This is a genomic window from Psychrobacter sp. ANT206, assembly GCF_056880555.1.
In genome coordinates, this window is sequence record NZ_CP096271.1 from 2574051 (window position 1) to 2597582 (window position 23532).

The following is a 23532-nucleotide window of genomic DNA, read 5'->3' on the forward strand; positions in this document are numbered from 1 at the left end:
TTAATACGGAATTGACTATAGCTACCTTTAAACACGATCCTCTTGAATAATATCAATAAAGCTTTGCCAAATCGGGCTTTGATGGCGCGCTTTATGCCATACCAGCCACCATGTACGTGACAAATCAATTCCTGCAACCTGTACTTGTACCAGCTTCCCTGTTGCAAGCTCTGCTTCAATGACGTGCTGTGACAGGCACCCGAGTCCAATATCAGCGCTCACCATATGCTTAATCGCCTCCGACTGCTGTATTGCCATAATTACCTCAGCATTGGGCAAATGCTGCAATAATTGCTCATCGATGATCTGCCGCGTACCAGACCCCGCTTCTCGTACCAATAGTGGTAGCGTTGATAGTTGCTCAATACTCAGCTCATAGCAATTATTTGCATCGTTATAATAACCCACATCGGTCAACCATTTGCTGTTGTGCTTAGCAAAAATCATCAATGTATCAGTGCGCCACACGCGCTGCTCAATCACCTTCATATCTACTGGGCGCGGCATACCTTCGACTAAAGCAATATCAATATTTAGTTGCTTAACCTCTGCTACTACCTCTTGAGTATTGGCAATATACATATCAACATCTGCATCTGGCAGCGCCTCATAGAGCTTAGCAAGCAGCGGCGGCAGTACGTAATTGCCAATGGTGGTACTAGCACCAATATGGATCTGCCCTGCTTGGTGCTTATGATAATGCTCTAGTGTCAACGACTGCCCTAGGATAGCTTGAGCTTGTATATAAATAGGATGGGCATTAGGGTGCTGATTGAGCCTACGCCCAACGCGCTCAAACAATGGCATTTGCAGCCTTGCTTCTAATTCTGTCAACGCACTACTGACCGCCGACTGCGATAAATGCAGCGCTTCACTGGCACGACTGGTACTACCGGTTTGATAAATACTGACAAACACCGATAATTGCTTGAGGGTAATCTTTGGTAATCCCTGCATGGCTTTTTTCATAATTTCTCTGACATCCTATCTTATTGATACAATCTAAAAACCATCTGTTATTTTAAAAACCCTCTATTATCTAAAAAACTATCTTTTTAACCCTAAGACTTTCTATCAACCTATAAAATCGATAATTTGTATCTAATTAATCTGTTTTTATTATAGATTGGTCTATCTTATAATGTCTATTCATAAGCTTATGCTTATTTCGATTATAGATAATAGGACAGTCAGTCATGTACGCCTTGACCCAATCAGTGAACAACTATTTTCCACGCAGCGGCCATCTAGCAGGGCTCATCGTCGTGCTGATTGGCAGTTTATTTTGTTTATGGCTCAATACTAGTGTAAACACATGGACAAATGGGCGCATCGTAGGACTGTCATCACTGACGCTAGCGATTTTGATCGGGATGATACTTGGCAATACGGTCTATACCAATTTTGCTGAGCGTTTAAATGAAGGAGTTTGTTTTGCTAAAGGGCAGATTTTAAGACTCGCCATTATGTTTTATGGTTTTAAACTAACAGTGACCCAAGTTGCTAGCGTGGGTATGCCAGCAGTTATGACGGATGCACTGGTACTAACATCGACTTTTTTATTGACCTATTGGATAGGTACCAAATTATTAAAAGTCGATAAACAAACCGTGCTATTGATAGGCTCAGGTGCCAGTATTTGCGGTGCTGCCGCCGTCATCGCCGCCGACCCAATCGTTAAAGCAGAAGCGCATAAAGTCACTATTGCAGTCGCAACGGTCGTAGTATTTGGCACCATTGCGATGCTGCTCTACCCCTTTCTTTATCATCTTGGTTGGTTGCAACCTTGGTTAAGTGCTCAGCAGTACGGAGTTTATACGGGTTCAACCATTCATGAAGTGGCGCAAGTCGTCGTCGCTGGTAACGCAGTCAGTCCCGAAGTGGGTAATACAGCTGTTGTCACCAAGATGATTCGGGTAATGATGCTTGCCCCTTTCTTACTGGTATTGTCTTTTTCTCTGACCAAAGGCTGTAGTGAAAATGGTGAAAGTGCTTCATTTATGAGCCGTATTAAAGAAGTCAAAGTCCCTTGGTTTGCCTTTATATTTATTGCCATCGTCTTACTGCACACTTGGGTGCCGATGACCGCAAGCTTTGAGCGTAGTATGGTCATGCTAGACGATGTGCTGCTCACGATGGCGATGTTTGCGCTGGGCTTAACTACGCATCTGAGCGCTATTAAACAAGCTGGCGTTAAACCTTTAATACTTGGGGCGATTATGTTTGCTTGGCTGATCGTTGGAGGTGGATTGATTAATATTGGTATTAGCTTGATTGGCTAAAGTAAACTACCAAACATCCTTGCCGCTCGTTATCATTATTGCTGTGAGTTATATAGATCAAAAATGCCGACGACCAGCGTAGTCATCGGCATTTTTGGTTCATTGTCTGATTTAAAAGCCAATCAACATAAAGCGCACGTTATAGGTATTAAGCTATTAATTGCAAATAGCTTATACTAAAGTGTAGACGAAAAAAAACGAACCCGAAGGTTCGCTTTTTTTTCATCTTGCTCTAAGTGTCTATAAAGACAGATTAGATAGCAACGATGTTATGGGCTTGTGGGCCTTTTTGACCTTGAGTTACAGTGAACTCAACTTCTTGGCCTTCAGCTAAAGTTTTGAAGCCTGAACCAGTGATTTCGCTGTAATGAGCAAAAACGTCTGCGCCAGTTTCTGGAGCGATAAAACCAAAGCCTTTAGCTTCGTTGAACCACTTAACTGTACCTTTTTGAGTATCTGACATATTGATAATCCTACTTTTAAATTTATTAATGGTCTAGTGACCGGTAACGCTTGCAAATAGCTACTGAACGATAAATATTAAAACGAAGGATTATAACTAATACTACGAGGTAATGATTTGGTGCAGAACTGCTCTTAAGCTTGGAAGTATTATAAGGGCAAGATCCCATTTTCGCAAGTATTATCTTAGGTTTCATGTAACCAAAGCCGCTTTTTGGCTGTTTTTCGCCCTAACATCAACACATTTTAGGCATTTGGCAAACGGAACAAATAGACCGCTACCCCAGTACAGACCGTGGCTACCAGCCAAGCTACCCACATTATATCTGCAGGAATGTTAAAAAATAACATTGTTGTTGAAATTGCCATCATTATCGTCGCTAGCCACTTGCCATATAAAGGTACAGCATGGCGGTCTTCCCAATCTCGGACGAATTTACCAAAATATTTATGATTAATCAGCCAAAAATGAAAGCGTCGTGAGCTACGCGCCCAACACCCTGCCGCTAGTAAGATAAAAGGTGCGGTCGGCATGACAGGTAATAATACGCCAATGATACCCAAGGCAAAAAACAACCAACCAAATATCAAAAACATCCAACGCACCGTTGGATTGTTATGTTGATTGGTCTTAGGTCGGTAATAAAAAGATTTTTTTAATTGAGTCATGATAGTTTTATCAGTCAGTGTGAGACATTAGGTCATCAGGTATGGACTACCTATATAAGTTATCAAAGATAAAGAAATTGAAACCTAGGTTCAAGACTGATTTTGCACGGTTTTGCTACCGATACGTAGCTTGTTTAGCAGTTAGGTAAATATCGGTCGTTATTCACTACGGTTTGGCAGGATAGCTTTCCCAGTAGTCTGCGATTGCCTTTGGAAAACAGTATCCTTTTGGCATCACAGTAATGGCGATGGGTACTAATATGGATTTGGTCACACCGCCGATACTGTCACAAGTGGCATCGGTAGGTACGTCATAATAAATCACGCGCAAGGTATTCTGCGGACATAGGTCTGAGCACTGGAATGATTTGACCACTGCAATACCGTTATGCACGCCAATGATTCTCTGCTGCGCGCCTTCGGTTGGTGCTGATTCTTTTTGCTGGGCAGCTCGAATTAGATCAGCATCTGTTAAGGTGTTTTCATTGGTAGGTAAAGAGACGCAAGCGCTTAGACTTAAAAACAAAGCACTTAAAGTGAGGGCTTTTGTAGTTAATGTTGTTTTCACAGTAAACATGGCGGTTACTCCTCAGTTATGATGTATCAATCCAATCTTACGCGCTTCTTTTAGCCAGCTTGGGAACTCTTCTAGCATGTTTTCATACAAGGCTTCTTCGCTGATATCATCCAAATCATCGAGTTCAAAAAAGTCGCAATTATCAATCACGCGCCCTTCCATATCGTCTAATTTTTTTAGGATGCCATAACCACGACCACCCAAACCCACGAACTGCCAAAATATCGGTAGTTTCGCCGCTTCCGTCATGACTCTCGTGATACCGCGATTGTCATTCACCCCGCCATCACTGATAAATAGCACGTAGATAGGCACATCCAAGCCATCTTTTTGATAAAACTCCGTCACCGCTTTCATGACTTCTGCTTCGTTATTGACACGTGGGCCAAGTGCCCATTTGCGCCAGCCGCCATGAGCATTACTGATAAAACCGTCATAATTGCTCAGTCCAATCTCGCCCAAATACTGCGGATCTCGGGCAAACGCCCAGCAGTCTAGCGCTTGGTCGTCATCGAAGCTCACTGCCAATGGTAATATGCGATTGACTACCTCTTGCACGCGGCCTTTTTTGTACTGTCTGTTCATTGAGCCTGAGGCATCTAACACCAATGCTACCTTTGCGGTTAATTGCTGCAATTGGCGTTTCTCAAGCGATATCGTGGCTTTTTTGGCCAGATTGACCAGCTTTGGCGCTTTGTCTAGCATGACTTTCTCTAACGACGGTTTTGCTTGAACTGGCGTTACGGTCGGCTCGAGTACTTGCGGGCTACTCTCTTCTACGTCACCACCGAAATGCTGCACGATAGCGGCAAGTCCACCATTAAAGCCTTGCGCGACGTTGGATACTCGCCAAACGCCACTCTTACGATACAGCTGCATCAACATACTGGCTTGCTGCTGAGCAAAGTCTGCTGCTTGATACGCTGCCTGCACCTTTTGTGATTGCTGCCAAATGCCAATCTCTAACGATTGAATTTGATTGAGCGGCGTGTCGGCTGATAACACAAAAAACAAGCTGTCTATATTCGCAGCCAGTTTGGATAGATTGACTTCAAACTCGGCTTGGATGCCTTTATTCGTCGTTGGCTGCGACTCGTAATGGGTAAGCTTGATTTGTCCGCATGGTGAGGTTGGCTGATTGTAAAACACCATGTAATCATCATTGATCAGCTTGCCCGCTGCATCTAACGCAAAGCAGCTGATGTCCATCTCTATCGGGCTTTGGCGAGTGAACTTAAGCGTGATTGGTGCGGTGTCATCAATAGCAAGGTTACTTAGAAGCGCGCGTTGTCCGACGGTGAGATGGTTCATGGTGTTCCTTAACCTTGAGTGGAATCTTTTGATAGTGATAGTATGATATTAGCTAATTGATTCCTCATCTAACCATACTTGTAAAACCCTTAATCTTTGCTGATATTCTGAGTCAAGTTCCTTATCAAGTCGCTTAGTAACATAGTCGCACTTACTTAACTTTCTTCTCATATGTTTATCTTTGCAACTGTCTGGAACGCTGTCAAACCTATCTTTCATTTGCTCTAATGCCAATAAAGAATCAATAGGATTGCTCTTCGCTAGTTTATCGGCAGTCCTATACTTAATCTGAACATTAACATCGTAAAACATCTTTTGTGGAAACTGATCAGCTTTATCAATTGTACTGGAAATACTGTCTAAAATATTTTGAGACTCCTCAAACCTTTGTTGAAGTAAATATCCTCGCGCTAAAGCTACTGCCAACTCCGCTGAACTTTCATCCAACTTATAAGCTGTCTCAAATTGTTCAACTGCTTCTTCAATACTTTCTTCTTGAATCAGTAAAAACTTTCCATACCAAAAATGCAACTGGGGTGTATCAGGTGACAGAACTATTGCTAGTCTATATTGCTCCCTAGCATCAGAGTATTTGCCTGTTTTTTGATAGAAATAAGCTTTAAATCTTGCAACTTCAAAATAATCTGGAGCTAAGCTATGAGCTTCTTTTAGCTCCTCATAAGCTTGGTCATACTCTGAATTATTTATATTTTTTTGGACATCTTGAAGTTTTTTTACGATAACTCTATCTGATCGCTCTCTAAATTGTACATGGATCGGATTATATTTATTAGCAATATAATCGCGCATTTGCTTTTCAAACAAAGCATTAAGTTTATTTCGTTTATCACGAATTCTTTTTTGAAAAGATTGAGATGGCTTGTGGTGCTTTCCGAGATATGATGAAGCTAACTCTGATAATTGGTACATTGTTTTAACGCTAGAGGCTTTTGTATCAGAAATTTGAGAAAGCATATTAGTAGACATTAGCTCTTGAATTGCTTTTTGTGTTTGTAGCGCATCAAAATCGTTCAAATGAGCTAATTCAGGTAAATCTTTGTATCCATTTGAGCACTGCATAGAAGTAGTTACTTTTTGGGCATCTTCTGAGAGGTACTGATATACGTTTGACATACAAAAATCCAAAAAATTTCCAGAATTTTGTAGTACTGACTCAATACTTTGCCCTGTTTGAACCGAGCTAACAAACCATTTTATATAACTTGGGTTTCTATGCATCCGATTAACATATTTTCTCAATATCGGCTCTGGCAATTTACTTATCGAATCAACCCCTCTAATTTTAGCAACTGTTCGTAGTAATGTAGAAGCATAAGACTCTTCAATACCTTGTAATTTTATAGGATATTCGTATGCACCTAGTCCTATTCGTGAAGTTATGATAATTTTACTGCCAAACGGTAGCGCTTCTACAAAGTTTCTAATATTTTCATCTAAAATAGTTTCAAGATTATCAATAAACAATGCTATTTTAAATGTATCTAGATATTCGATAACTTCATCAAAAGTATTACCATCAAAGCTATCTCCAATTAGTTGATTTCCAATTTCTTCAATTACTCCAAGTGAAGTTTTAATTGCATTTTTAATATCATGAATTTCATGTAATGTTATTTGTGTAGTTTTTGACGTAACCCAAACTACGGCATCAAATGGGCTATCATGGTCTATTAATTCATACGCAACTTTCAATGCTAAAGCAGACTTACCTACACCTCCTTCACCTAAAATTGATATAACAGGATATCCACCAAAACATTGCTTCTTGATTTTCTTAATTTCCGAGTCACGACCAATTAATCCTGTCTCATCGAAATCAGGTATTGGTAAGTTATGACTAATACCGCTACTCTCATCATAGTTTTTAAAATTCAAAGATAGAACGAAACTTGGATTTCTATCAATTTTTTGCATTGTTTCTGAAATATTATCCCAAGCAATTGAACTGTCTTCTTTCAATAATCTATCACAAAAACCTGAAATTATAGGTAAATCGTCAAAGTTCAAAGGGCGTATATGCATAACTCTATTTCTAATAGGTATGAGATTTTCAAAATCTTTATTTAACTTTTTTATGGTTGATATTACATGAGATGGAAAAATATCTTTGTTTTTATTTATAGTTTGAAACGTATCGCCTAAATCAAAATAATCAATCAACTCTAGGAATACAATATCATCAAATAAAACCCCAACATCCTTTTCAATTCTTTCTATTGCTTTACTACGTATAGTTTCATTTATATTACTTTCGTCTTGTATATAGTCTTTTATCAAGACTCTTAAATCGGTTTCTATTGCAGAAATTAAAGCATAAGCTGTCATTCTAGTAATATTAAAACTCATATTCGGCCCTTCCAAATTTATATTTTATTTAAAATACTACATTTATTAAAATTATTACTTCTTTTCGCGTAAAAACAGGAATATCTTAAAAATAAAAAACAATATTAGCACACAAATATTCAGTTATATGAAAAAATAAGAGTTAATTAAAGAACTAACCAGTAGACAATAAAAAACGCCATCACAAATGTGACAGCGTTTTTTATTTATACAGCTATTGTTGTAACAATTACAGGTTCTTTAACTGCTCCATCTGCGCTGTCATCGCGGTCAACTGCCCTTCTAGCTCAGCCAGTTTAGCCTTCTCAGCATCGACCACTTCTGCAGGGGCTTTGCTGACAAAGCCTTCATTACCTAGCTTACGTGCGATGCCTTCGGCTTGACCTTTCAACTTATCATATGACTTACCCAAACGAGCCAGCTCAGCTGTTGGGTCAATCAGCCCTTTCATCGGTACGAGTACACGTAGCTGACCGACCATACTTGATGATGACAATGGCACTTCATCACCTTCTTTAACGATCTCTAAGCTCTCGACTTTGGCAAGCGCTTTGAACTGGTTTTTGATACGTGATAGACGCGCATCTTCATCAGCAGATATATTTTGTAGTAGCACTGGCAAACGTACGGCATTGCCCAGTTTCATCTCACCACGGATGTTACGGACGCTAGCGATTAGCTCCTGTAGCCACGCCATATCCGCCTCAACCTGCTCACTGATTTGTGCATCATCCGTTTTTGGATAGTCAGCGACTACGATGCTGTCAGTGTTTTTGCGATTCAGTAGCGGTGCGACCGTCTGCCAGATTTGCTCGGTCAGATACGGCATGATTGGATGGCTAAAGCGTAGCGCCGTCTCTAGCACATGCAGCAATACATAGCGGATTTGCGCTTTGCGCTCGTCAGACACCGAGTCATCATTTAGGCTGGCTTTGGCAAGCTCAACGTACCAATCACAGTACTCATTCCAGATAAACTCATAGATATCTTGGCTGACCATATCGAGACGATACTGGGCGAAATGATGATGAATATCGGCAATAGTAGAGTTCAGACGACTCATGATCCATTTTTCTGGCAATTCCCAAACGTCAGGATTCGCCGCTTGGTCGATAGGCTTGGCAGCGCCTTCGCTATCGACACAGTTCATGAGTACAAAACGGCTGGCGTTCCAGATTTTATTACAGAAGTTGCGATAGCCTTCGACACGCTTTAGATCAAAGTTGATATCGCGACCGGTACTGGCAAGAGAGGTAAAGGTAAAGCGCAGTGCATCCGTACCAAACGCTGGGATGCCTTCTGGGAACTCTTTACGCGTTTGCTTTTCGATTTTGGCCGCATCTTTTGGATTCATCATATTGCTGGTGCGTTTTTCTACCAACGCTTCTAGATCAATACCATCGATTAGGTCAATCGGATCTAAGACGTTACCTTTCGATTTTGACATTTTCTGACCATTGCCATCACGTACCAGACCATGTACATAGACAGTCTTAAACGGTACTTGCGGCGTGCCATCTTCGTTTTTCACGAAGTGCATGGTCATCATGATCATGCGGGCAACCCAAAAGAAGATAATGTCAAAACCTGTCACGAGCACGCTGGTTGGGTGGAAGGTGTCCATCACGCGTGGATCAGCGTTGACGTCTGCCCAGTCAAGCGTACTGAACGTCCAAAGACCAGAGCTGAACCACGTATCGAGCACGTCGTTATCTTGGCGCAATACGACATCATCACTGAGATTGTACTTGCTACGTACTTCGGCTTCGTCACGGGCGACATAGATTTCACCCGTCGCATCGTCATACCATGCAGGGATACGATGTCCCCACCACAACTGACGGCTGATGCACCAGTCTTGCAGATCGGTCATCCACGACATATACATGTTTTTGTACTGCGCAGGGACGAACTCGATGCTACCGTCTTCTACTGCATCAATCGCAGGCTTGGCTAGCTCTTTGACAGCGACATACCACTGATCGGTCAACCATGGCTCAACGATTGTACCGCCACGCTCAGCACGCGGGGCTTTTAGTGCGTAGTCTTCGATATCTTCTAGCCAACCTTGCTCGCCTGCTTGCTCGACAAGGAACTTACGCGCGGCAAAACGCTCAAGTCCTGCATACTCGCTTGGCGTGGTTTCTAACTCTGGCTCACGTGTTTGCAAGTCAGGATAAACTTCCATCGATGCTAAGATATTGGCGCGCTCATCGAGGATGTTAATCAATGGCAAGCTGTGACGACGACCCAATTCATAATCGTTAAAATCATGCGCTGGGGTGATTTTAACACAGCCAGTACCAAAATCGATATCGACATAATCATCTGCAACGATAGGCACGACGCGACCAGTAATTGGCAGAGTAATGGTTTTGCCGACCAAATGCGCGTAACGCTCATCGCTAGGATTGACGGCGACAGCCGTATCACCAAGTAGCGTCTCAGGACGTGTGGTGGCGACGACCAGATAGTTTTTACCATCTTGAGTGGTTAGGTCTTTATCCGTGAAATGATAGCGGAAATGCCACAAGCTGCCTTTTTCGTCATGGTTTTCTACTTCTAAATCAGATAGCGCGGTTTGGAACTTAGGATCCCAGTTGACTAAACGCTTACCACGATAGATAAGGCCATCATCAAACAGGCGTACGAACACTTCTTTTACCGCGTTAGATAGACCATCATCCATGGTAAAGCGCTCACGCGACCAGTCAACCGAGCTGCCCAAACGGCGAATTTGGCTAGTGATATTGCCGCCCGACTCTTCTTTCCATTCCCATACTTTATCGATGAAGTCTTCACGCGTCATATCACGGCGCTTGATACCTTGTGCTTCTAGGCGACGTTCAACGACCATCTGGGTGGCAATACCCGCATGATCCGTACCTGGCTGCCAAAGCGTATTGTCACCATCCATGCGGTGATAACGGGTAAGCGCATCCATGATTGCATTGTTAAAACCATGACCCATGTGCAGCGAGCCAGTGACGTTCGGCGGTGGAAGTGCGATAGAAAATGACTCGTCTTTGTCAAACGTCGGCTGAAAATAGCCGCTTTCTTCCCAGCCCTGATACATGCCTGCTTCGACTTCCGCAGGATTATAGGCGTTTTCAAGTTGGCTAAGTGCCGCTTGGATAGATTGGGTCAGGTTAGTTTTGCTGCTTTGAATATCAGAAGTGCTCATAATAAAAAGGTCTTTTGTGAATAATGAATGTGGTCAAATAAATACGTTAAAAATTAGGAAAATAATGAATAGAGTGATTTTAACGCAGATAGGCAGATTTTGTTAGATGCTAAGGTAATTTATCAGCCTTACAGCGCGTCATTGCGCCCCTAACACCAGCAAATAGCAGAAAATACCAATAAACAACTCCAATCGGCTGAACTTCCCACAAAATAAATCCTAGTCGTGTTATAAAATACAGGTGATGCGAGAACTTATATAGTTATCGTATAGCATAATAAATGGCGTTTTTATCCTAAAATGATAGCCTGATAAATAGCGAGCCAACTGTGTCCCAAGATACTGAGCACAACAATAACAGCCACTCTAAAGCTGACAAGATAGATGATCAGCGCTTGATAGATGAGAGCGCTAATCATCTATCTAGTACTAAAAATAAAGATATTAGCGATGCGGATACGCCAGACGACACTAATGCAAAAGAAAACTTGGAATACGAAGACTTCTCTGAGGATATTAGCAAAGAAGACCAAGAAACCATCAAAAAAGTCGCTAATGATGACAATTTAAGTCAAGCAAAAAGCTATGCCAGTATCTTAGTTGAGCAAGTGATGGATGCCAGAGAAACTTTTGAGCGCTCACTTGGCTCACTATTTACCAGTGCTTTTACCGCTGGCCTTGAGATTGGCATCAGCTTCTTTATGATTTTAGCGGCTTTTGCGCTATTGAGTGGCGTGCTACCGAGCCATTATGCGGTTGTACTCGCCTCCCTACTTTACCCGATTGGTTTTATCATCGTCGTCATCGGTCAGTCGCTATTATTCACCGAACAAACCTCACTCTTAAGCCTACCTGTGCTTAATAAAATCGAACCGCTCAATAAGCTGTTACGCCTGTGGGGCATTGTCATCGCTGGCAACGTCGTTGGTGGCTGTTTATTTGCGGCATTAATGATAGGTTTAGGTTTAAATATGCAGCTATTTAGCGTCAGCGACATTGATATTTACGCCGAGCATATCTTAGGGTTTAGATGGTGGGTAATATTTGGCAGTGCCATCTTGGCAGGCTGGATGATGGGCGTCACCGCGTGGCTTGTGACCTCAGCGCGCGATACCCTTAGCCGCATCGTCTTGGTGACGCTTATTACTGGCAGTATCGGCTTTTTGGGTTTACATCATAGTATCGTGGGTAATATCGAAGTATTCTCAGCCTTGCTCTATGGCAATACCGTCAGCTTGGGGCGTTATTTGCTGTTTTTAGCCGTGGTGTTGGTCGGCAATACCGTCGGCGGCGTGGTATTTGTCGCGATACTTAAAAACCGTACCTTCCTATTTGAATTAGCCAAAGTAAAGGAAGAAACAGCTAAGGATAAGTTAGAAGCACAAAACAATATCCGTGGACCTTACTAGAGATAATTAGTACGGTATTTTTAAATCGGGCGCGTAAATTCCACAACCGCTTTTAACTATAATAATTCCATTGAAAAACAGTACAAGGCTGCTGGGATAAGTTTTACGCAGCCTCTGGCGTGCAAAGCACACAGCAAGCAAGGAAAATTTACCACAGTAGCCTTTTATAACATTTGTACTTATTTTATTTAGCACTGACTATATCGAAAGCGGTTATGCAGCTTTATAACTAAAAAATTATAATCGAGCAATTATGCCTGAGTAATTATACAAATAACTCATCCCTATTTACAGCATACGCGCTGCCAACACACTACTTTCTATCTCAGACTTTCTTAACTTATTGTGCCGAGCGCTAAATATACGCACCAAAATGCCTGCCGTTAGGAACATTACCAAGGTATAAATAGCTGGCATCATCGACATATCGTAGTTAGATAATAGCGTTAATGCCATAAATATCGACAAGGTACTGTTTTGTAGACCGACTTCTAGCGTCACCGAAGTCCTTTGCGCTAAGTTAAGACCGAACCATTTGCTACTATAATAACCGAGCGCCATGGTTGAGACGTTTAATAATACCGATACAGGGCCAGTAGCGATAAAGGCGTCGACAATGATATCGCGTTGTACATAACACAAAAACAGCACTAACAACGTTAAAAATATCACCCCAAATCGAGACACATAGACTTGTGAGCGATCGGCGACTTTTGGTGCGTAGCGTTTAATCAGCATCCCAATGCTAATAGGTACAATGGTCAGCACCACTAAGGTAAGCACGGTTTTTACTACCGGCAATTCAAACTCACTACCGCTGCCCATAAAATAAATCAATGAAAAACTCAGTACAATGGGAATGGTAAATACCGTAATAACGCTGGCAATCGCTGTCATCGTCACCGACAGCGCCACATCGCCTTTAGCCAAATAGGTAAATAAGTTTGAGGTAGTGCCGCCCGGACACAGAACGAGGAGCATAACTCCGACGGCGTATTCTGGGCGTAATGGCATGATATTAGCTAGGGCAAAGCCAATAATTGGCAACAGTATCAGCTGATTGGTCAAGCCAATACCAACGGCTTTTGGGTATTTTAATACCCGTTTAAAATCATTGGTAATCAGGGTCAAACCCATACCCATCATGATTAAAAACAAGCAAATAGGAATAACAACGGTATTTACTAAGGTGACTAGAGCCAGACTTTCCATAACTACATCCCTGTAGATGAGACCTAATACTAGGTCAATTTATAATGATTAAATGATGCCTGATTAGCAATCCTTGCTAATACGATTGTCACTACCTGCTAATGCTTATAGATAACGGACATCACCCGTTTTAAACCATTCTTTTATAGCATATCTCATAGCATGCTATTGCTAACTATCAACAATAATTAAGAATTGATAAGGGGAGTATATAGGGCAAAAGTTAGGTTTAGCTGTTTTATTCAACAACTCGCCAGTCAAATGCAGAATATAGAGATTGAGTAGGAGTAGAAGGGATTGTAACGAGATTAAATGAGAGTGTTTAACGTGAGCTTTTGGATAATTTGGATTTTGATAATTGGCGTTAAATACTTTTAGTTAAATAGCTATGACGGTATAAGAAGTTATATTTTGGAAGTATTGATTGAGGTTTTGGCAGGAGTATTGCTGAAAGCGTTATTGGACGCTTTAGTAGAATTTTCAGTACTAAGCACTGCCGTACCGTAAGCGATCGCTTCGACCATACTACCCAATTGATTGATGTTACTGACTTCAAGACGCAAACCATAAATATGATTATAGCCTTTCGCCTGCGCTTGGGTGCGCATACGTACTAGAGCTTCACGGCGGGCACGATCAAGCAAGGTCTCATAGGTTGTGAGATTTTTACCAAAGAAACTCAGCACTTTGGCAATTACCATTTTAAAATAATCTTGCGCAATAACGACGCTACCAAGCACCAACTCACCCTCAGACTGCGACACTAGTTTTGATACATAAAAACGCTCACTTGAGACAATAATATGGCTCAACTCAGCTTCGGCAATAGTCAATCTTGCCAAATGCTGACGCTCATGACGCGCACCAAAAAACCAGCCAACTATAAATAAGACCAGCAGCGGCGCATAGTTCATCAACATTTGGCTGAACGATTGATTCATGGAACGTCTCTTATCATCAAAAAAGCTACCTGTCAGTACTTGAGCGTAGTCTTATTCACCAAAAGGATTAAAGCGTGGTAAATCATCAGGTGACTTTACTGTTGAAGGCTGAGCAACTGACGCCACAGGCTCTTCATATTGAGAATGATGATTTGATGACTGATTCGTTGATTGATAGACAGGCTGTTGTGGCATCCGTACGGCTTTGACCGCTGTACCGTAAACAAATAGCTCAGAGGCACCTTGTGCAATACTAGAGGTCGAGAAACGCAGTCCAACCACTGCATCAGCGCCCAACGCCTCAGCTTTGACGATCATACGATCAATCGCCTCTTGACGCGATTCTTCTAACAGCTCCGTATAGGCAGTGAGCTCACCGCCTACAATATTTTTTAGACCCGCAAATAAATCTTTACCAACATGCTTTGAGCGCACGGTACTGCCGTATACCACATCCAAGCGCTCAGTAATCTGATAGTTGGGCAAGTGCTCAAGATTGGAGAGTTGGACAGTCATAGTACAGCCTTATTGGTAACCTACAGAATTAGTGACTTAAAGAATTAGTGACTTACAGAATGATAAAAACGTATCGCCCGTTCAAGATAAAAGCACGATACTTTAAAACGCATTAAAAAGCACATTGCTCAAATAATTTATATTGAGCAAACTCTTTAGTCGTTAGTATGGAACAACAAAAACAGCTCAGTTAAGTTGCCTTCGATGCTGTTTACCATTTGTACCATTTTATCTTGATCTTTACGCATCTCAGCAAGCTCAGGATCTTCATCATCGATACCACTCAGCACAATCATCGGCAAGGTCAAAACGGCCACATCTTCTGCGGTCTCTTCGTTTTCCATCCAATCACTGGCTTCATCACCATACATTGCATCCACAAAGCCAATCGACCAAGCAACGATGTCTGAATCATCAGAAAAATCGACCGCCACTTCTTCATTGCCCGCATCTTCACCAAATGGTAGCTCAATAGGCGTCTCGTTTTTTAGCTCAGCGATGATCGACTCGCGCCAGCGCTGAATACCATCAATCACGTTTGCTGGAATCTCGCTCACATTATCTTCAAACAGTGCTTCTAACCAATTAGGCAGTGGACGCCCAATAACCGTCGCAGTCAAAAAACCATGAGTCGCAACACTATCAAGTACAAATGCGCTTTCTTCGTTGTCTAAATAATCGAGTAGTTCATCGAAACTAAGTTGGTTGGTCATGGTGTCGTTGTCCTTAAAAGATGGATTGCGCCATGCGCAATAAATAAGAGTTATATAAAATAACGAGAGGTATAAAGATGACGATTATCTTGAATAAGTCAATCTACCCAAAGATTTTTTAAATCAATCATTGCTAAAGTACAGCTGTGAGAAATAGCTGCTGTTCACTATTGATACTATCAAAATCAGAACCCAACCAGCTTAGCACAGCACACTTAGGATAATTAGTTAACGATGGTTAGCTAATAGCCATAAGAGTGCAAATCAACACTTAAAAATTATTCGCAAAATATTTGCGTGATAGCCTTATTATAGCGATGACGAATTAAAGTTCGTCATCATCCCAATCATCGCCATCTTCATCAAAATTATCGATATCGTCTAGATCATCCTTTAGCTCTTTAGCCAAACGTTTTTCTTCTAGCAGATTATCAATTAGACGACGCTTCTCAAGGCTACTTAAGCGTGTACGTACACTCGTCTCTGCTTCTTCAACCATCTTTGCATCATCATCATCAACGAAATCATCATCAAAATCGTCATCAATATCAGCATCACTCATGACCAACTCCTATCTTTTTTGGCAAAATTACTGAAAAGTTATCAATATATATATGCCTTATAAAGTCTCTATTAAGCCTTGTCAATGCTTTTTATTACTATGACGCATTTACAAGTCAACAACAAGACACTATTGGTCATTATCGCGCAGGCAATTGTAGACAATTTCTGCAAGTTAAATAGAGTATCTAATCCTACTCTTCTGAGTCATCGATCATCAATACCGCATTACGCACATCGGCCAAACGCTGAATCATCGCATCATTGCCACCATCGAATATTGCACACTCACGCTCATAAACTGTCGTTGGACGCATGACGCTTTGTACTTGTACATGATGACTGATTTGTTTAAGACCACCATTTGGCAATAAAATCAGCATCTGCTCTTTTTTGCCGACGCTATCTAGCAGATGCGTCATGGCATCGACTTGGGCATTGTCACTCACACCAGCTTTGGCTGGCAAGGCAAATCGTGACAGCTCAATATGCTTATCATGAATAATTTTATTCAGCATCAAGTATAGCTTGGCTAGCATCACGCCTGCCAATGCAACTTTTGCATGGCTATTTTCTGCTTTAAGCATTACATAAGCACCACTTTCATCAAAGTGTGGTTCATTGAGTGCGCTTACACCCAACAACAATGGCTGTTTCAGTAATTCAGTCACCGCTTGGTTTAGTAGCTGCGTACAGAGTGCCAAATACGGCAGACGTTGAGAAGGTGCCAAGCGCTCAAGCATATTAAACTCATCATGAAAGACAATCTGGACGCTGACACTATCAAATGCTCTGGTGGCAGACAATCGAGAGACATGATTGTTAGCGTGCTGGCTACTGTCTTCAGCTTTATAAGCAGTATGATCATTGACATCACTGTCTGTCATATTACTGGCAGCATCCGCAGTTGTACCGTTAGTATTATCATCAAGCGTCGAATCTTGATTCTGCTGGGTTCTGACATACTGATTGACAGCACTATGAATATCTAATTTACGTGTATTAGGTTGCTGGTTATACGCTGTACTGGCAGCTGCTTGACCATTAGATTGACCATCATGGACCAAGCCATCACTTTGGCTAGTACCTTTCTCACCACTATCACCATCAGCAGCAGACATTGATTGACGACGTTCTCGCTCACGAGCATAACCGCGCTGATCGAGCTGCGTATATTGCTCACGATGCAAGTCTTGAACATCGCGGCTGATGGCGTTGATTTGCTCTCTGGTTGGACGAGCGATATAGCTGTAAATCAGCCACAGCAATAAATGCAGCACCATCGAACCAATCACAAATGGCCATTGCATGGCGATGATTTCACCCTTGCTAATATCCTTTAGAGTCAATGCCACACTACCGATGACTGCATCGCCTTTGGTTGCAATTTGGCTAATGGTATCACCCTGCTGCATCGGCGCATTGCCGACAGGCACCAAGATATCGCCATTATTGTCTTTAATCAGGATGCGAGTCACGTCTTGTTCGCTGGTATAGCGATTGGCAATAACGCTTAAGCTGACGCGGTCTTTATTTTCTAAAGACAGGCGCGCTTCATCAATGAGCTGAGCAACCATTTGCTCGCCTTTTTGCGCACGACTGTTGCTCAGCTGTTGATCGGTACTGATGACCAATAATAGGGTTTGCAAACAAAAACTAACCAGAAGAATGATGGCAAACAACCCTTGCCGCGGCGCTAAATAGGTCATGATATGGGAAACTTTTTTGGATAAATGGAGTTAAAAAACGAGGCTATTGCTCATTCGCTCATTTTTGCAAGAGTATGCAGCTATATTTGTTCAATTCAATACCGCATTGTCTAAATAATCTTTTTTTATAAGACTGATTATTTAACGCTGCCAGCATACAGTAGTTATGTTGTGCAATTATGTGTGGCGCAATCATTTAAGCAGTATTTACGACTCGCTTACTCACTCATTGACATCTACTATATCACCATAGTAAGGGTTATGGCGTTAGCGAGTATCATAATTTTTTTGTAATGAGTCATTTCAATTTTACTGAGATTTTTTTGCAACAGTCGCCGTTTTATTTGCTACTGATACTTTGCGTCTCATCTATAGTCGCTGCTTACTAAAGCTGTTATTATTCCTAATCTTATATCAGCATACAAGGGACAATTGAGCGATGCCAAACAATACCTCTTACTCGTTACCAAAAGACAGCAAAGCATGGCAACAGGCGGTTGATTCCGTGGCCTCGTTATTACCAGAGGGTACCAATTTACAGGATTTTGATGCACTACAATCCTTGCCTATTTTTGCTTTGATTGTGGTATTGCCGACGCATGTATCTTCACTTGATATCCACCAGTATGTACAATCATGGGTTGATGAGCAGCCAAATTGGCATCTGGTCACGGTTGCAGAAGATGCTGATGCCAATTTTGTAGATGTTGAAATTGCTGATGTAGACACGGTGCAACCTTTTGCCAAACGTTCATTTATCGATGTGCAAGTATTCCGTTATTTATTGGTGCCAGTGACTGATACCCTGATGCATCCTGCCAAAAAAACTGCCGCCGCACATATCATTGATGACCAATTGACCACGCGTTTGCGTCGCGACTTGACTGAAGCTTATAACAACGCTCAAAACGCCGTCGTAAGCGATCATTTGGATGTCGTCGATTGTCATATCTTATCGGTCGGTCATATGCTGCGCACTCATAAGCTTGCCTGCTTTGATATGGACTCTACGTTGATTGAACAAGAAGTCATCGTTGAGCTGGCAAAAACGGCAGGTATTGGCGAGCAAGTAGAAGCCATCACTGAAGCCGCCATGCGGGGCGAGATGGATTTTGATGAATCTTTCGCGCAGCGCGTGGCGTTATTGCAAGGTATTCCAACCAGCGTGCTTGATGAAATTTGCAATCGCTTAACATTATCGACAGGTGCCTTGGCTACCATTAGCGCTTTAAAAGCTTTGGGCTATCATACGGTACTTGTATCCGGTGGCTTTACGTACTTCGCTCGCTATATCGCCGAGCAATTGGGTATTGATGAAGTACACGCCAACTCATTGGATATCGAAGAAGGTGAAGTCACTGGTCATATACAGTTGCCTATCGTTAATGGTGCTAAAAAAGCGGCTATCGTCGCCCATACGGCTGAGCGCCTAGGTATTACAATGTCTCAAGTGGTTTGTGTCGGTGACGGCGCCAATGATTTACCGATGATGGCACTGGCCGATTTGGGCGTGGCTTTTAATGCCAAACCTATCGTACAAGCTCGCGCCGATGCCGCTGTGAATGTCACAGGGCTTGAAGGGGTGCTCTATGCGCTAGGCTATCCTGCATTTGTACTCAGCAGTGAACGCAGCAAAGTTTAGCTAATTATAAAAGATATCGAACCAAAAGCTGGGCTGATACATTTTAATTGGTCCAGCTTTTATGGTTTATTCTCTGCTTTACAGTGTTTTTTGGCGCTACTATACTGCCATACGCGATTGTCATTTCATATTGCCACTTTTATCTTATCCAGTAACTTTATCTTGTCCAATAAAAAGGATTGTCCATGACGGCATCACAATCACCACGGCCAGATGCCCAGTCATCTTCCACCCAGTTAGATAACCAACCTGCGGCTGACGAAAGCAGCCCGATTTATAAAAATAGCCCCAAGGAATTACTGGGTGTCTATGTGCGAGGGTTGGCAATGGGCGCGGCTGACATTGTACCGGGCGTCTCTGGTGGTACGATTGCATTGATTGCAGGTATTTATGAGCGCTTAATTAACGCTTTGAGCAGTGTGGGTCCCAATCTTTGGCAGGTCTTTCGCCAAGAGGGTGGTATCAAAGGTTTAATCGCAGTATGGCGACAAGTCGATGCCACTTTTTTATTGTTTTTGTTGATGGGTATTGCCACCAGCCTTGCAACGCTTGCCAGTGTTATTAAGCATTTATTAGACAATCAGCCTTTAATGATTTGGTCTTTCTTTTTTGGTTTGGTCATTGCAACTGTTTTTCTGTTATTAAGTGAGATTAAGCGCTGGAATATCGGACGGGCGCTCTTGTTCCTGCTTGGAGTAGCCAGCGCCGTTATCATTAGCAGCTTGCCTCTGATGAATACGACGCCAAGTTTGCCGTATTTGTTTGTTGCCGGTGCTATCGCTATTTGCGCGATGATATTACCAGGCATCTCAGGATCTTTTATTTTATTGTTGATGGGTGCTTATGACACGGTACTCGAAGCGGTTCATACTTTAAACTTTGCTATTATCTTTACATTGGTGGCTGGTATGGCAACGGGATTATTGCTCTTTACCCGTATGCTTAAATGGTTATTGTCCCGTTATTATCAAGCTACTTTAGCGCTACTTATCGGCTTTATCGCAGGCTCGTTAGTCAAAGTCTGGCCTTGGAAAACAGATGCCCTAGGGACATTAAATAGTGAAGCAATTTATAACGTCATGCCATGGCATTACCCTACTGGCGCAGAGTGGTTAACGACCTTGAGCTTGATGCTATTAGGTGCCATTCTAGTGACTGCCTTATCGCTTTGGGGTCGCCGTAGCCCTCGCCCTTAATACCTGTCTACTCTTGCTATAGTCGATTCAATTTAAAAAGAATACAGTACTGCTGGGATAAATTTTGCGAAGCCTCTGGAGTGCAAAGCGCACAGCAAGCGAGAGAAATTTATACCAGCATAATGCTATTCTTAACATAACTCTTCTATATTTAACCCACTATATTAAATCTTACCATTAAAAAAAAGCGCCCAGATTAAGGCGTTTTTTTGTTGTCTAAAACTGTAAGATTTGCCATTTATTTTGCTAAATACTTTTAAAAAATCAAACGTCAGCTGTTGTCGCAAAGTCGCCTTCAGAGGCTTTAGCTTTCTGCTACAAACTTCCATAATAGCCTTGTTGGAATTCACCTTATGAAGAGCGAGATGAACAATGTTATTAACAATATTTTCTACATTTGGTAGCGAGGCGTTGAGTACAAGTGCCATATTGGGCTATGGTTTATTTTTAATCGCAGTTGTTGCTATTGCTGTGTCATCACAGCGCTGGTTGCTTTGGTATTTGTTTGGCGGCATGGGATACTGGTTAGCCGTAGAAATGATTCATAGTTTAGTGACACATTGGTTCTTATGGTCAGAATGGCACAATTATGTAATTGCTATGGGTATCAGTTGGCTGCCTTTGGGCGCATGGGTCTTATATCGAGCGTTACGTTATGAGGATGTCAGTCGCAGCATGATACAAGAGCGTGAGCTGCAAGCAGCGCGCTATATAGAGCATACACCCGTCTATGACGACGACTATCAGCCACGCTTTCATTAAGCACTGCCCTATTATATTGCTGTCATCGAATGTTACAAGATACTTAAGGCTCTCTACGTAACTCCTAAAGAATTGACACCTAGCAATCGTTTATAATCTACTTATATATTTGTCACAAAAATTGTTATAAAGTACGCATTATTTGCGTCTCATTTTTTAGGAGTTTGTCTATGTTTACTGTACCGGTTTTAGATATTAAGTCTGATCCATTAGATGTTTTATTAGCTGTGATTGGTTATCGTTTGTCTATGCTAGCTGATAGCGATAATGAAGATGTTAAAAAAATACTTGCAGATCGCAAGGTTATCATTGAGCTTGCTAGCACTGAAGCAGATGTGGCACGTTATTATAGCTTTGATAATGGTGAATTTAGCCAACATAGTGGTCATGCTAAAGAAGCTGACCTGACTATCAATTTTAAAGACTCTATGACAGGCGTTAAGCTTTTAACTAAAGGCAGCCTTCCTGCCTTTATGACTGCCGTACAAGAAGGCAACTTAAGCATCGAAGGCGATTACAGCCTAATGATGTGGTTCAATAAACTTGCTAAGCATATCGTGCCAGCCATTCCAGAAGAATGTAAACCTTATATCCAAAAAGCCAAGCCATATGCTTATAAAGCACAAAAACTTGCCAACCATTGGGTCGGCGTTGCTAAGCACAAGTTGGGTAAATAATCGAATAATCAGAAGCGATAGCTAGCTAGCTGTTACTGATAGCTGAATGACTGCTTCGCTAGTTTCTGATTTTCTAAAAAGGTTGCGCTATACTATAGCGCAACCTTTTTTATTGTAGATCGTACTACTAAAAAATTAAAACAGATGAGCGACATCCGATGTTTATCTTCTATGACCATGCTTAATATCTTTATAAAAGGATTTATATTATGTCAGCACTGCTTAATATCACAGAGCCAAATAACAACACTGATAGCAATGACAACGATTTTTTAGCATCACTACCGACCGATGCCCCACAAGCCACTGCCGGCAAATACAGTCGCGAGCAGATTGCCCAATTGTTCGATTTACCGTTGATGGATTTATTATTACAAGCGCAAACCATACATCGTCAGAACTTCAATGCCAATGAAGTACAAATCAGCACCTTGTTGTCTATCAAGACTGGCAACTGCCCTGAAGATTGTGGCTACTGCTCACAATCCGGTCACCACCGCGATAAAACCAAGCTGGTCGCTGAGAAGCGCATAGAGGTGGACAAGGTGATTGCCGCTGCCAAACGCGCAAAAGCTACTGGTTCATCACGATTTTGTATGGGCGCAGCATGGAAGCACCCTAGTGCCAAAGACATGCCTTATGTGGTCGAGCTGGTCAAAGAAGTCAAAGCCTTAGGGCTTGAGACCTGTATGACTCTAGGTATGCTAGATACTGACCAGGCCGCGCAACTGGCAGATGCAGGACTGGATTACTATAATCATAATTTGGATACGTCTAGAAGCTACTATGAGCAAGTAGTCAGTACGCGCAGCTACGATGAGCGTCTAGATACCATTACAAACGTACGCAATTCAGGTATCAACGTCTGTAGCGGCAATATCGTCGGTATGGGTGAGAGCCGTGACGACCGCATTGACTGGGTGCACGAGCTACTAAAAATGCCTAAAGCACCAGAGTCTATTCCAGTCAACTTATTGGTGCCGATTCAAGGCACGCCAATCGGTGATAAGGTCTTGGCAGAAGGTCAATTGTCAGTGCTTGAGTGGATTCGTACCATTGCTGTGACACGTATTTGCTGTCCAAGTAGCTATGTACGTTTATCTGCTGGTCGCGAAAGCTTATCTGACGCTGAGCAAGCATTAGCATTTATGGCAGGTGCCAACTCATTCTTTTATGGTGACAAACTGCTGACAACCGGCAACGCCAGTCAATCAGGCGATGATAGACTCATGCGCGAGCTTGGCTTAACCAAGCAGTTTGCCGCCCCTCGTGCACCAAAGCAAGTGCCCGTCATGGACGCCATGAGCGGTCATCAATCACAAGTTGTTTTGGCTTAACGCTA

General features: G+C 42.2%; 20 protein-coding genes. 7 read left to right on the forward strand and 13 right to left on the reverse strand.

The features are described 5' to 3' along the window. Positions 1 to 27: 27 nt before the first annotated feature. Positions 28 to 969: a LysR substrate-binding domain-containing protein gene (locus tag M0221_RS10725; RefSeq protein WP_483283799.1), complete on the reverse strand. Its 942-nt coding sequence runs from the start codon at positions 967 to 969 to the stop codon at positions 28 to 30. A gap of 227 nt (positions 970 to 1196) precedes the next feature. On the opposite strand from M0221_RS10725, the gene M0221_RS10730 reads away from it, so the two are divergent. Continuing rightward, positions 1197 to 2282 (forward strand): YeiH family protein, encoded by a 1086-nt coding sequence (locus M0221_RS10730; protein WP_483283800.1) that lies wholly within the window; start codon positions 1197 to 1199, stop codon positions 2280 to 2282. A gap of 253 nt (positions 2283 to 2535) precedes the next feature. Here the strand turns inward: M0221_RS10730 and M0221_RS10735 are convergent, their stop codons facing one another. The 6 genes from M0221_RS10735 to M0221_RS10760 form a co-directional block, all read right to left on the reverse strand. Then, a complete protein-coding gene (locus M0221_RS10735; RefSeq protein WP_010201661.1) occupies positions 2536 to 2745 on the reverse strand; it encodes a cold-shock protein in 210 nt (69 codons plus the stop codon). Between the two features lie 245 nt (positions 2746 to 2990). Then, a complete protein-coding gene (locus M0221_RS10740; RefSeq protein ID WP_483283801.1) occupies positions 2991 to 3413 on the reverse strand; it encodes a YbaN family protein in 423 nt (140 codons plus the stop codon). Between the two features lie 166 nt (positions 3414 to 3579). Beyond that, a complete protein-coding gene (locus M0221_RS10745; RefSeq protein ID WP_483283802.1) occupies positions 3580 to 3990 on the reverse strand; it encodes a hypothetical protein in 411 nt (136 codons plus the stop codon). Positions 3991 to 4002: 12 nt separating this feature from the next. After that, positions 4003 to 5301: a VWA domain-containing protein gene (locus M0221_RS10750; RefSeq protein WP_483283803.1), complete on the reverse strand. Its 1299-nt coding sequence runs from the start codon at positions 5299 to 5301 to the stop codon at positions 4003 to 4005. A 48-nt stretch (positions 5302 to 5349) separates the two neighbouring features. After that, positions 5350 to 7668: a tetratricopeptide repeat protein gene (locus tag M0221_RS10755; protein WP_483283804.1), complete on the reverse strand. Its 2319-nt coding sequence runs from the start codon at positions 7666 to 7668 to the stop codon at positions 5350 to 5352. A 229-nt stretch (positions 7669 to 7897) separates the two neighbouring features. Continuing rightward, complete coding sequence (locus M0221_RS10760) at positions 7898 to 10852, reverse strand: valine--tRNA ligase (RefSeq protein ID WP_483283805.1); 2955 nt, start codon at positions 10850 to 10852, stop codon at positions 7898 to 7900. Positions 10853 to 11181: 329 nt separating this feature from the next. On the opposite strand from M0221_RS10760, the gene M0221_RS10765 reads away from it, so the two are divergent. Further along, positions 11182 to 12261 (forward strand): formate/nitrite transporter family protein, encoded by a 1080-nt coding sequence (locus tag M0221_RS10765; protein WP_149409386.1) that lies wholly within the window; start codon positions 11182 to 11184, stop codon positions 12259 to 12261. 288 nt (positions 12262 to 12549) lie between these two features. On the opposite strand, the gene M0221_RS10770 is transcribed toward M0221_RS10765, so the two are convergent. From M0221_RS10770 to M0221_RS10795, 6 genes are all read right to left on the reverse strand, one after another. After that, the gene (locus M0221_RS10770; RefSeq protein ID WP_483283806.1) at positions 12550 to 13473 is read right to left on the reverse strand and encodes a bile acid:sodium symporter family protein; all 924 of its coding nucleotides are present in this window, start codon (positions 13471 to 13473) and stop codon (positions 12550 to 12552) included. Between the two features lie 404 nt (positions 13474 to 13877). Further along, positions 13878 to 14414 (reverse strand): YbjQ family protein, encoded by a 537-nt coding sequence (locus M0221_RS10775; RefSeq protein WP_483283807.1) that lies wholly within the window; start codon positions 14412 to 14414, stop codon positions 13878 to 13880. Between the two features lie 51 nt (positions 14415 to 14465). Beyond that, positions 14466 to 14930 (reverse strand): YbjQ family protein, encoded by a 465-nt coding sequence (locus M0221_RS10780; RefSeq protein WP_020444289.1) that lies wholly within the window; start codon positions 14928 to 14930, stop codon positions 14466 to 14468. A 155-nt stretch (positions 14931 to 15085) separates the two neighbouring features. Further along, positions 15086 to 15643 (reverse strand): UPF0149 family protein, encoded by a 558-nt coding sequence (locus tag M0221_RS10785; protein WP_020444290.1) that lies wholly within the window; start codon positions 15641 to 15643, stop codon positions 15086 to 15088. Between the two features lie 325 nt (positions 15644 to 15968). Beyond that, a complete protein-coding gene (locus tag M0221_RS10790; RefSeq protein WP_011281113.1) occupies positions 15969 to 16205 on the reverse strand; it encodes a PA3496 family putative envelope integrity protein in 237 nt (78 codons plus the stop codon). 193 nt (positions 16206 to 16398) lie between these two features. After that, positions 16399 to 17913, reverse strand: coding sequence for a hypothetical protein (locus M0221_RS10795; RefSeq protein WP_483283808.1), 1515 nt, complete (start codon positions 17911 to 17913; stop codon positions 16399 to 16401). A gap of 439 nt (positions 17914 to 18352) precedes the next feature. Here M0221_RS10795 and serB point away from each other — a divergent pair, with 439 nt between their 5' ends. The 5 genes from serB (at position 18353) to bioB (ending at position 23527) form a co-directional block, all read left to right on the forward strand. Beyond that, a complete protein-coding gene (gene serB / locus M0221_RS10800) occupies positions 18353 to 19555 on the forward strand; it encodes a phosphoserine phosphatase SerB (RefSeq protein ID WP_483283809.1) in 1203 nt (400 codons plus the stop codon). A gap of 185 nt (positions 19556 to 19740) precedes the next feature. Then, positions 19741 to 20751, forward strand: a complete 1011-nt coding sequence (locus M0221_RS10805) for a DUF368 domain-containing protein (RefSeq protein WP_483283810.1) — start codon at positions 19741 to 19743, stop codon at positions 20749 to 20751. 372 nt (positions 20752 to 21123) lie between these two features. Then, entirely contained in the window at positions 21124 to 21513 is a 390-nt protein-coding gene (gene aciT / locus M0221_RS10810; RefSeq protein ID WP_020444294.1) for an AciT family ciprofloxacin tolerance protein, read from the forward strand. Between the two features lie 170 nt (positions 21514 to 21683). Beyond that, a complete protein-coding gene (locus tag M0221_RS10815; protein WP_011514462.1) occupies positions 21684 to 22190 on the forward strand; it encodes a hypothetical protein in 507 nt (168 codons plus the stop codon). Positions 22191 to 22399: 209 nt separating this feature from the next. Beyond that, positions 22400 to 23527, forward strand: a complete 1128-nt coding sequence (bioB, locus tag M0221_RS10820; RefSeq protein WP_483283811.1) for a biotin synthase BioB — start codon at positions 22400 to 22402, stop codon at positions 23525 to 23527. Positions 23528 to 23532: the final 5 nt, after the last annotated feature.

What these genes read in the sequence shown, in the direction of transcription:
- M0221_RS10725 (WP_483283799.1), bottom strand. Translation starts at nt 969, where the DNA reads ATGAAAAAAGCCATGCAGGGATTACCAAAGATTACCCTCAAGCAATTA.
- M0221_RS10730 (WP_483283800.1), top strand. Translation starts at nt 1,197, where the DNA reads ATGTACGCCTTGACCCAATCAGTGAACAACTATTTTCCACGCAGCGGC.
- M0221_RS10735 (WP_010201661.1), bottom strand. Translation starts at nt 2,745, where the DNA reads ATGTCAGATACTCAAAAAGGTACAGTTAAGTGGTTCAACGAAGCTAAA.
- M0221_RS10740 (WP_483283801.1), bottom strand. Translation starts at nt 3,413, where the DNA reads ATGACTCAATTAAAAAAATCTTTTTATTACCGACCTAAGACCAATCAA.
- M0221_RS10745 (WP_483283802.1), bottom strand. Translation starts at nt 3,990, where the DNA reads ATGTTTACTGTGAAAACAACATTAACTACAAAAGCCCTCACTTTAAGT.
- M0221_RS10750 (WP_483283803.1), bottom strand. Translation starts at nt 5,301, where the DNA reads ATGAACCATCTCACCGTCGGACAACGCGCGCTTCTAAGTAACCTTGCT.
- M0221_RS10755 (WP_483283804.1), bottom strand. Translation starts at nt 7,668, where the DNA reads ATGAGTTTTAATATTACTAGAATGACAGCTTATGCTTTAATTTCTGCA.
- M0221_RS10760 (WP_483283805.1), bottom strand. Translation starts at nt 10,852, where the DNA reads ATGAGCACTTCTGATATTCAAAGCAGCAAAACTAACCTGACCCAATCT.
- M0221_RS10770 (WP_483283806.1), bottom strand. Translation starts at nt 13,473, where the DNA reads ATGGAAAGTCTGGCTCTAGTCACCTTAGTAAATACCGTTGTTATTCCT.
- M0221_RS10775 (WP_483283807.1), bottom strand. Translation starts at nt 14,414, where the DNA reads ATGAATCAATCGTTCAGCCAAATGTTGATGAACTATGCGCCGCTGCTG.
- M0221_RS10780 (WP_020444289.1), bottom strand. Translation starts at nt 14,930, where the DNA reads ATGACTGTCCAACTCTCCAATCTTGAGCACTTGCCCAACTATCAGATT.
- M0221_RS10785 (WP_020444290.1), bottom strand. Translation starts at nt 15,643, where the DNA reads ATGACCAACCAACTTAGTTTCGATGAACTACTCGATTATTTAGACAAC.
- M0221_RS10790 (WP_011281113.1), bottom strand. Translation starts at nt 16,205, where the DNA reads ATGAGTGATGCTGATATTGATGACGATTTTGATGATGATTTCGTTGAT.
- M0221_RS10795 (WP_483283808.1), bottom strand. Translation starts at nt 17,913, where the DNA reads ATGACCTATTTAGCGCCGCGGCAAGGGTTGTTTGCCATCATTCTTCTG.
- serB (WP_483283809.1), top strand. Translation starts at nt 18,353, where the DNA reads ATGCCAAACAATACCTCTTACTCGTTACCAAAAGACAGCAAAGCATGG.
- M0221_RS10805 (WP_483283810.1), top strand. Translation starts at nt 19,741, where the DNA reads ATGACGGCATCACAATCACCACGGCCAGATGCCCAGTCATCTTCCACC.
- aciT (WP_020444294.1), top strand. Translation starts at nt 21,124, where the DNA reads ATGTTATTAACAATATTTTCTACATTTGGTAGCGAGGCGTTGAGTACA.
- M0221_RS10815 (WP_011514462.1), top strand. Translation starts at nt 21,684, where the DNA reads ATGTTTACTGTACCGGTTTTAGATATTAAGTCTGATCCATTAGATGTT.
- bioB (WP_483283811.1), top strand. Translation starts at nt 22,400, where the DNA reads ATGTCAGCACTGCTTAATATCACAGAGCCAAATAACAACACTGATAGC.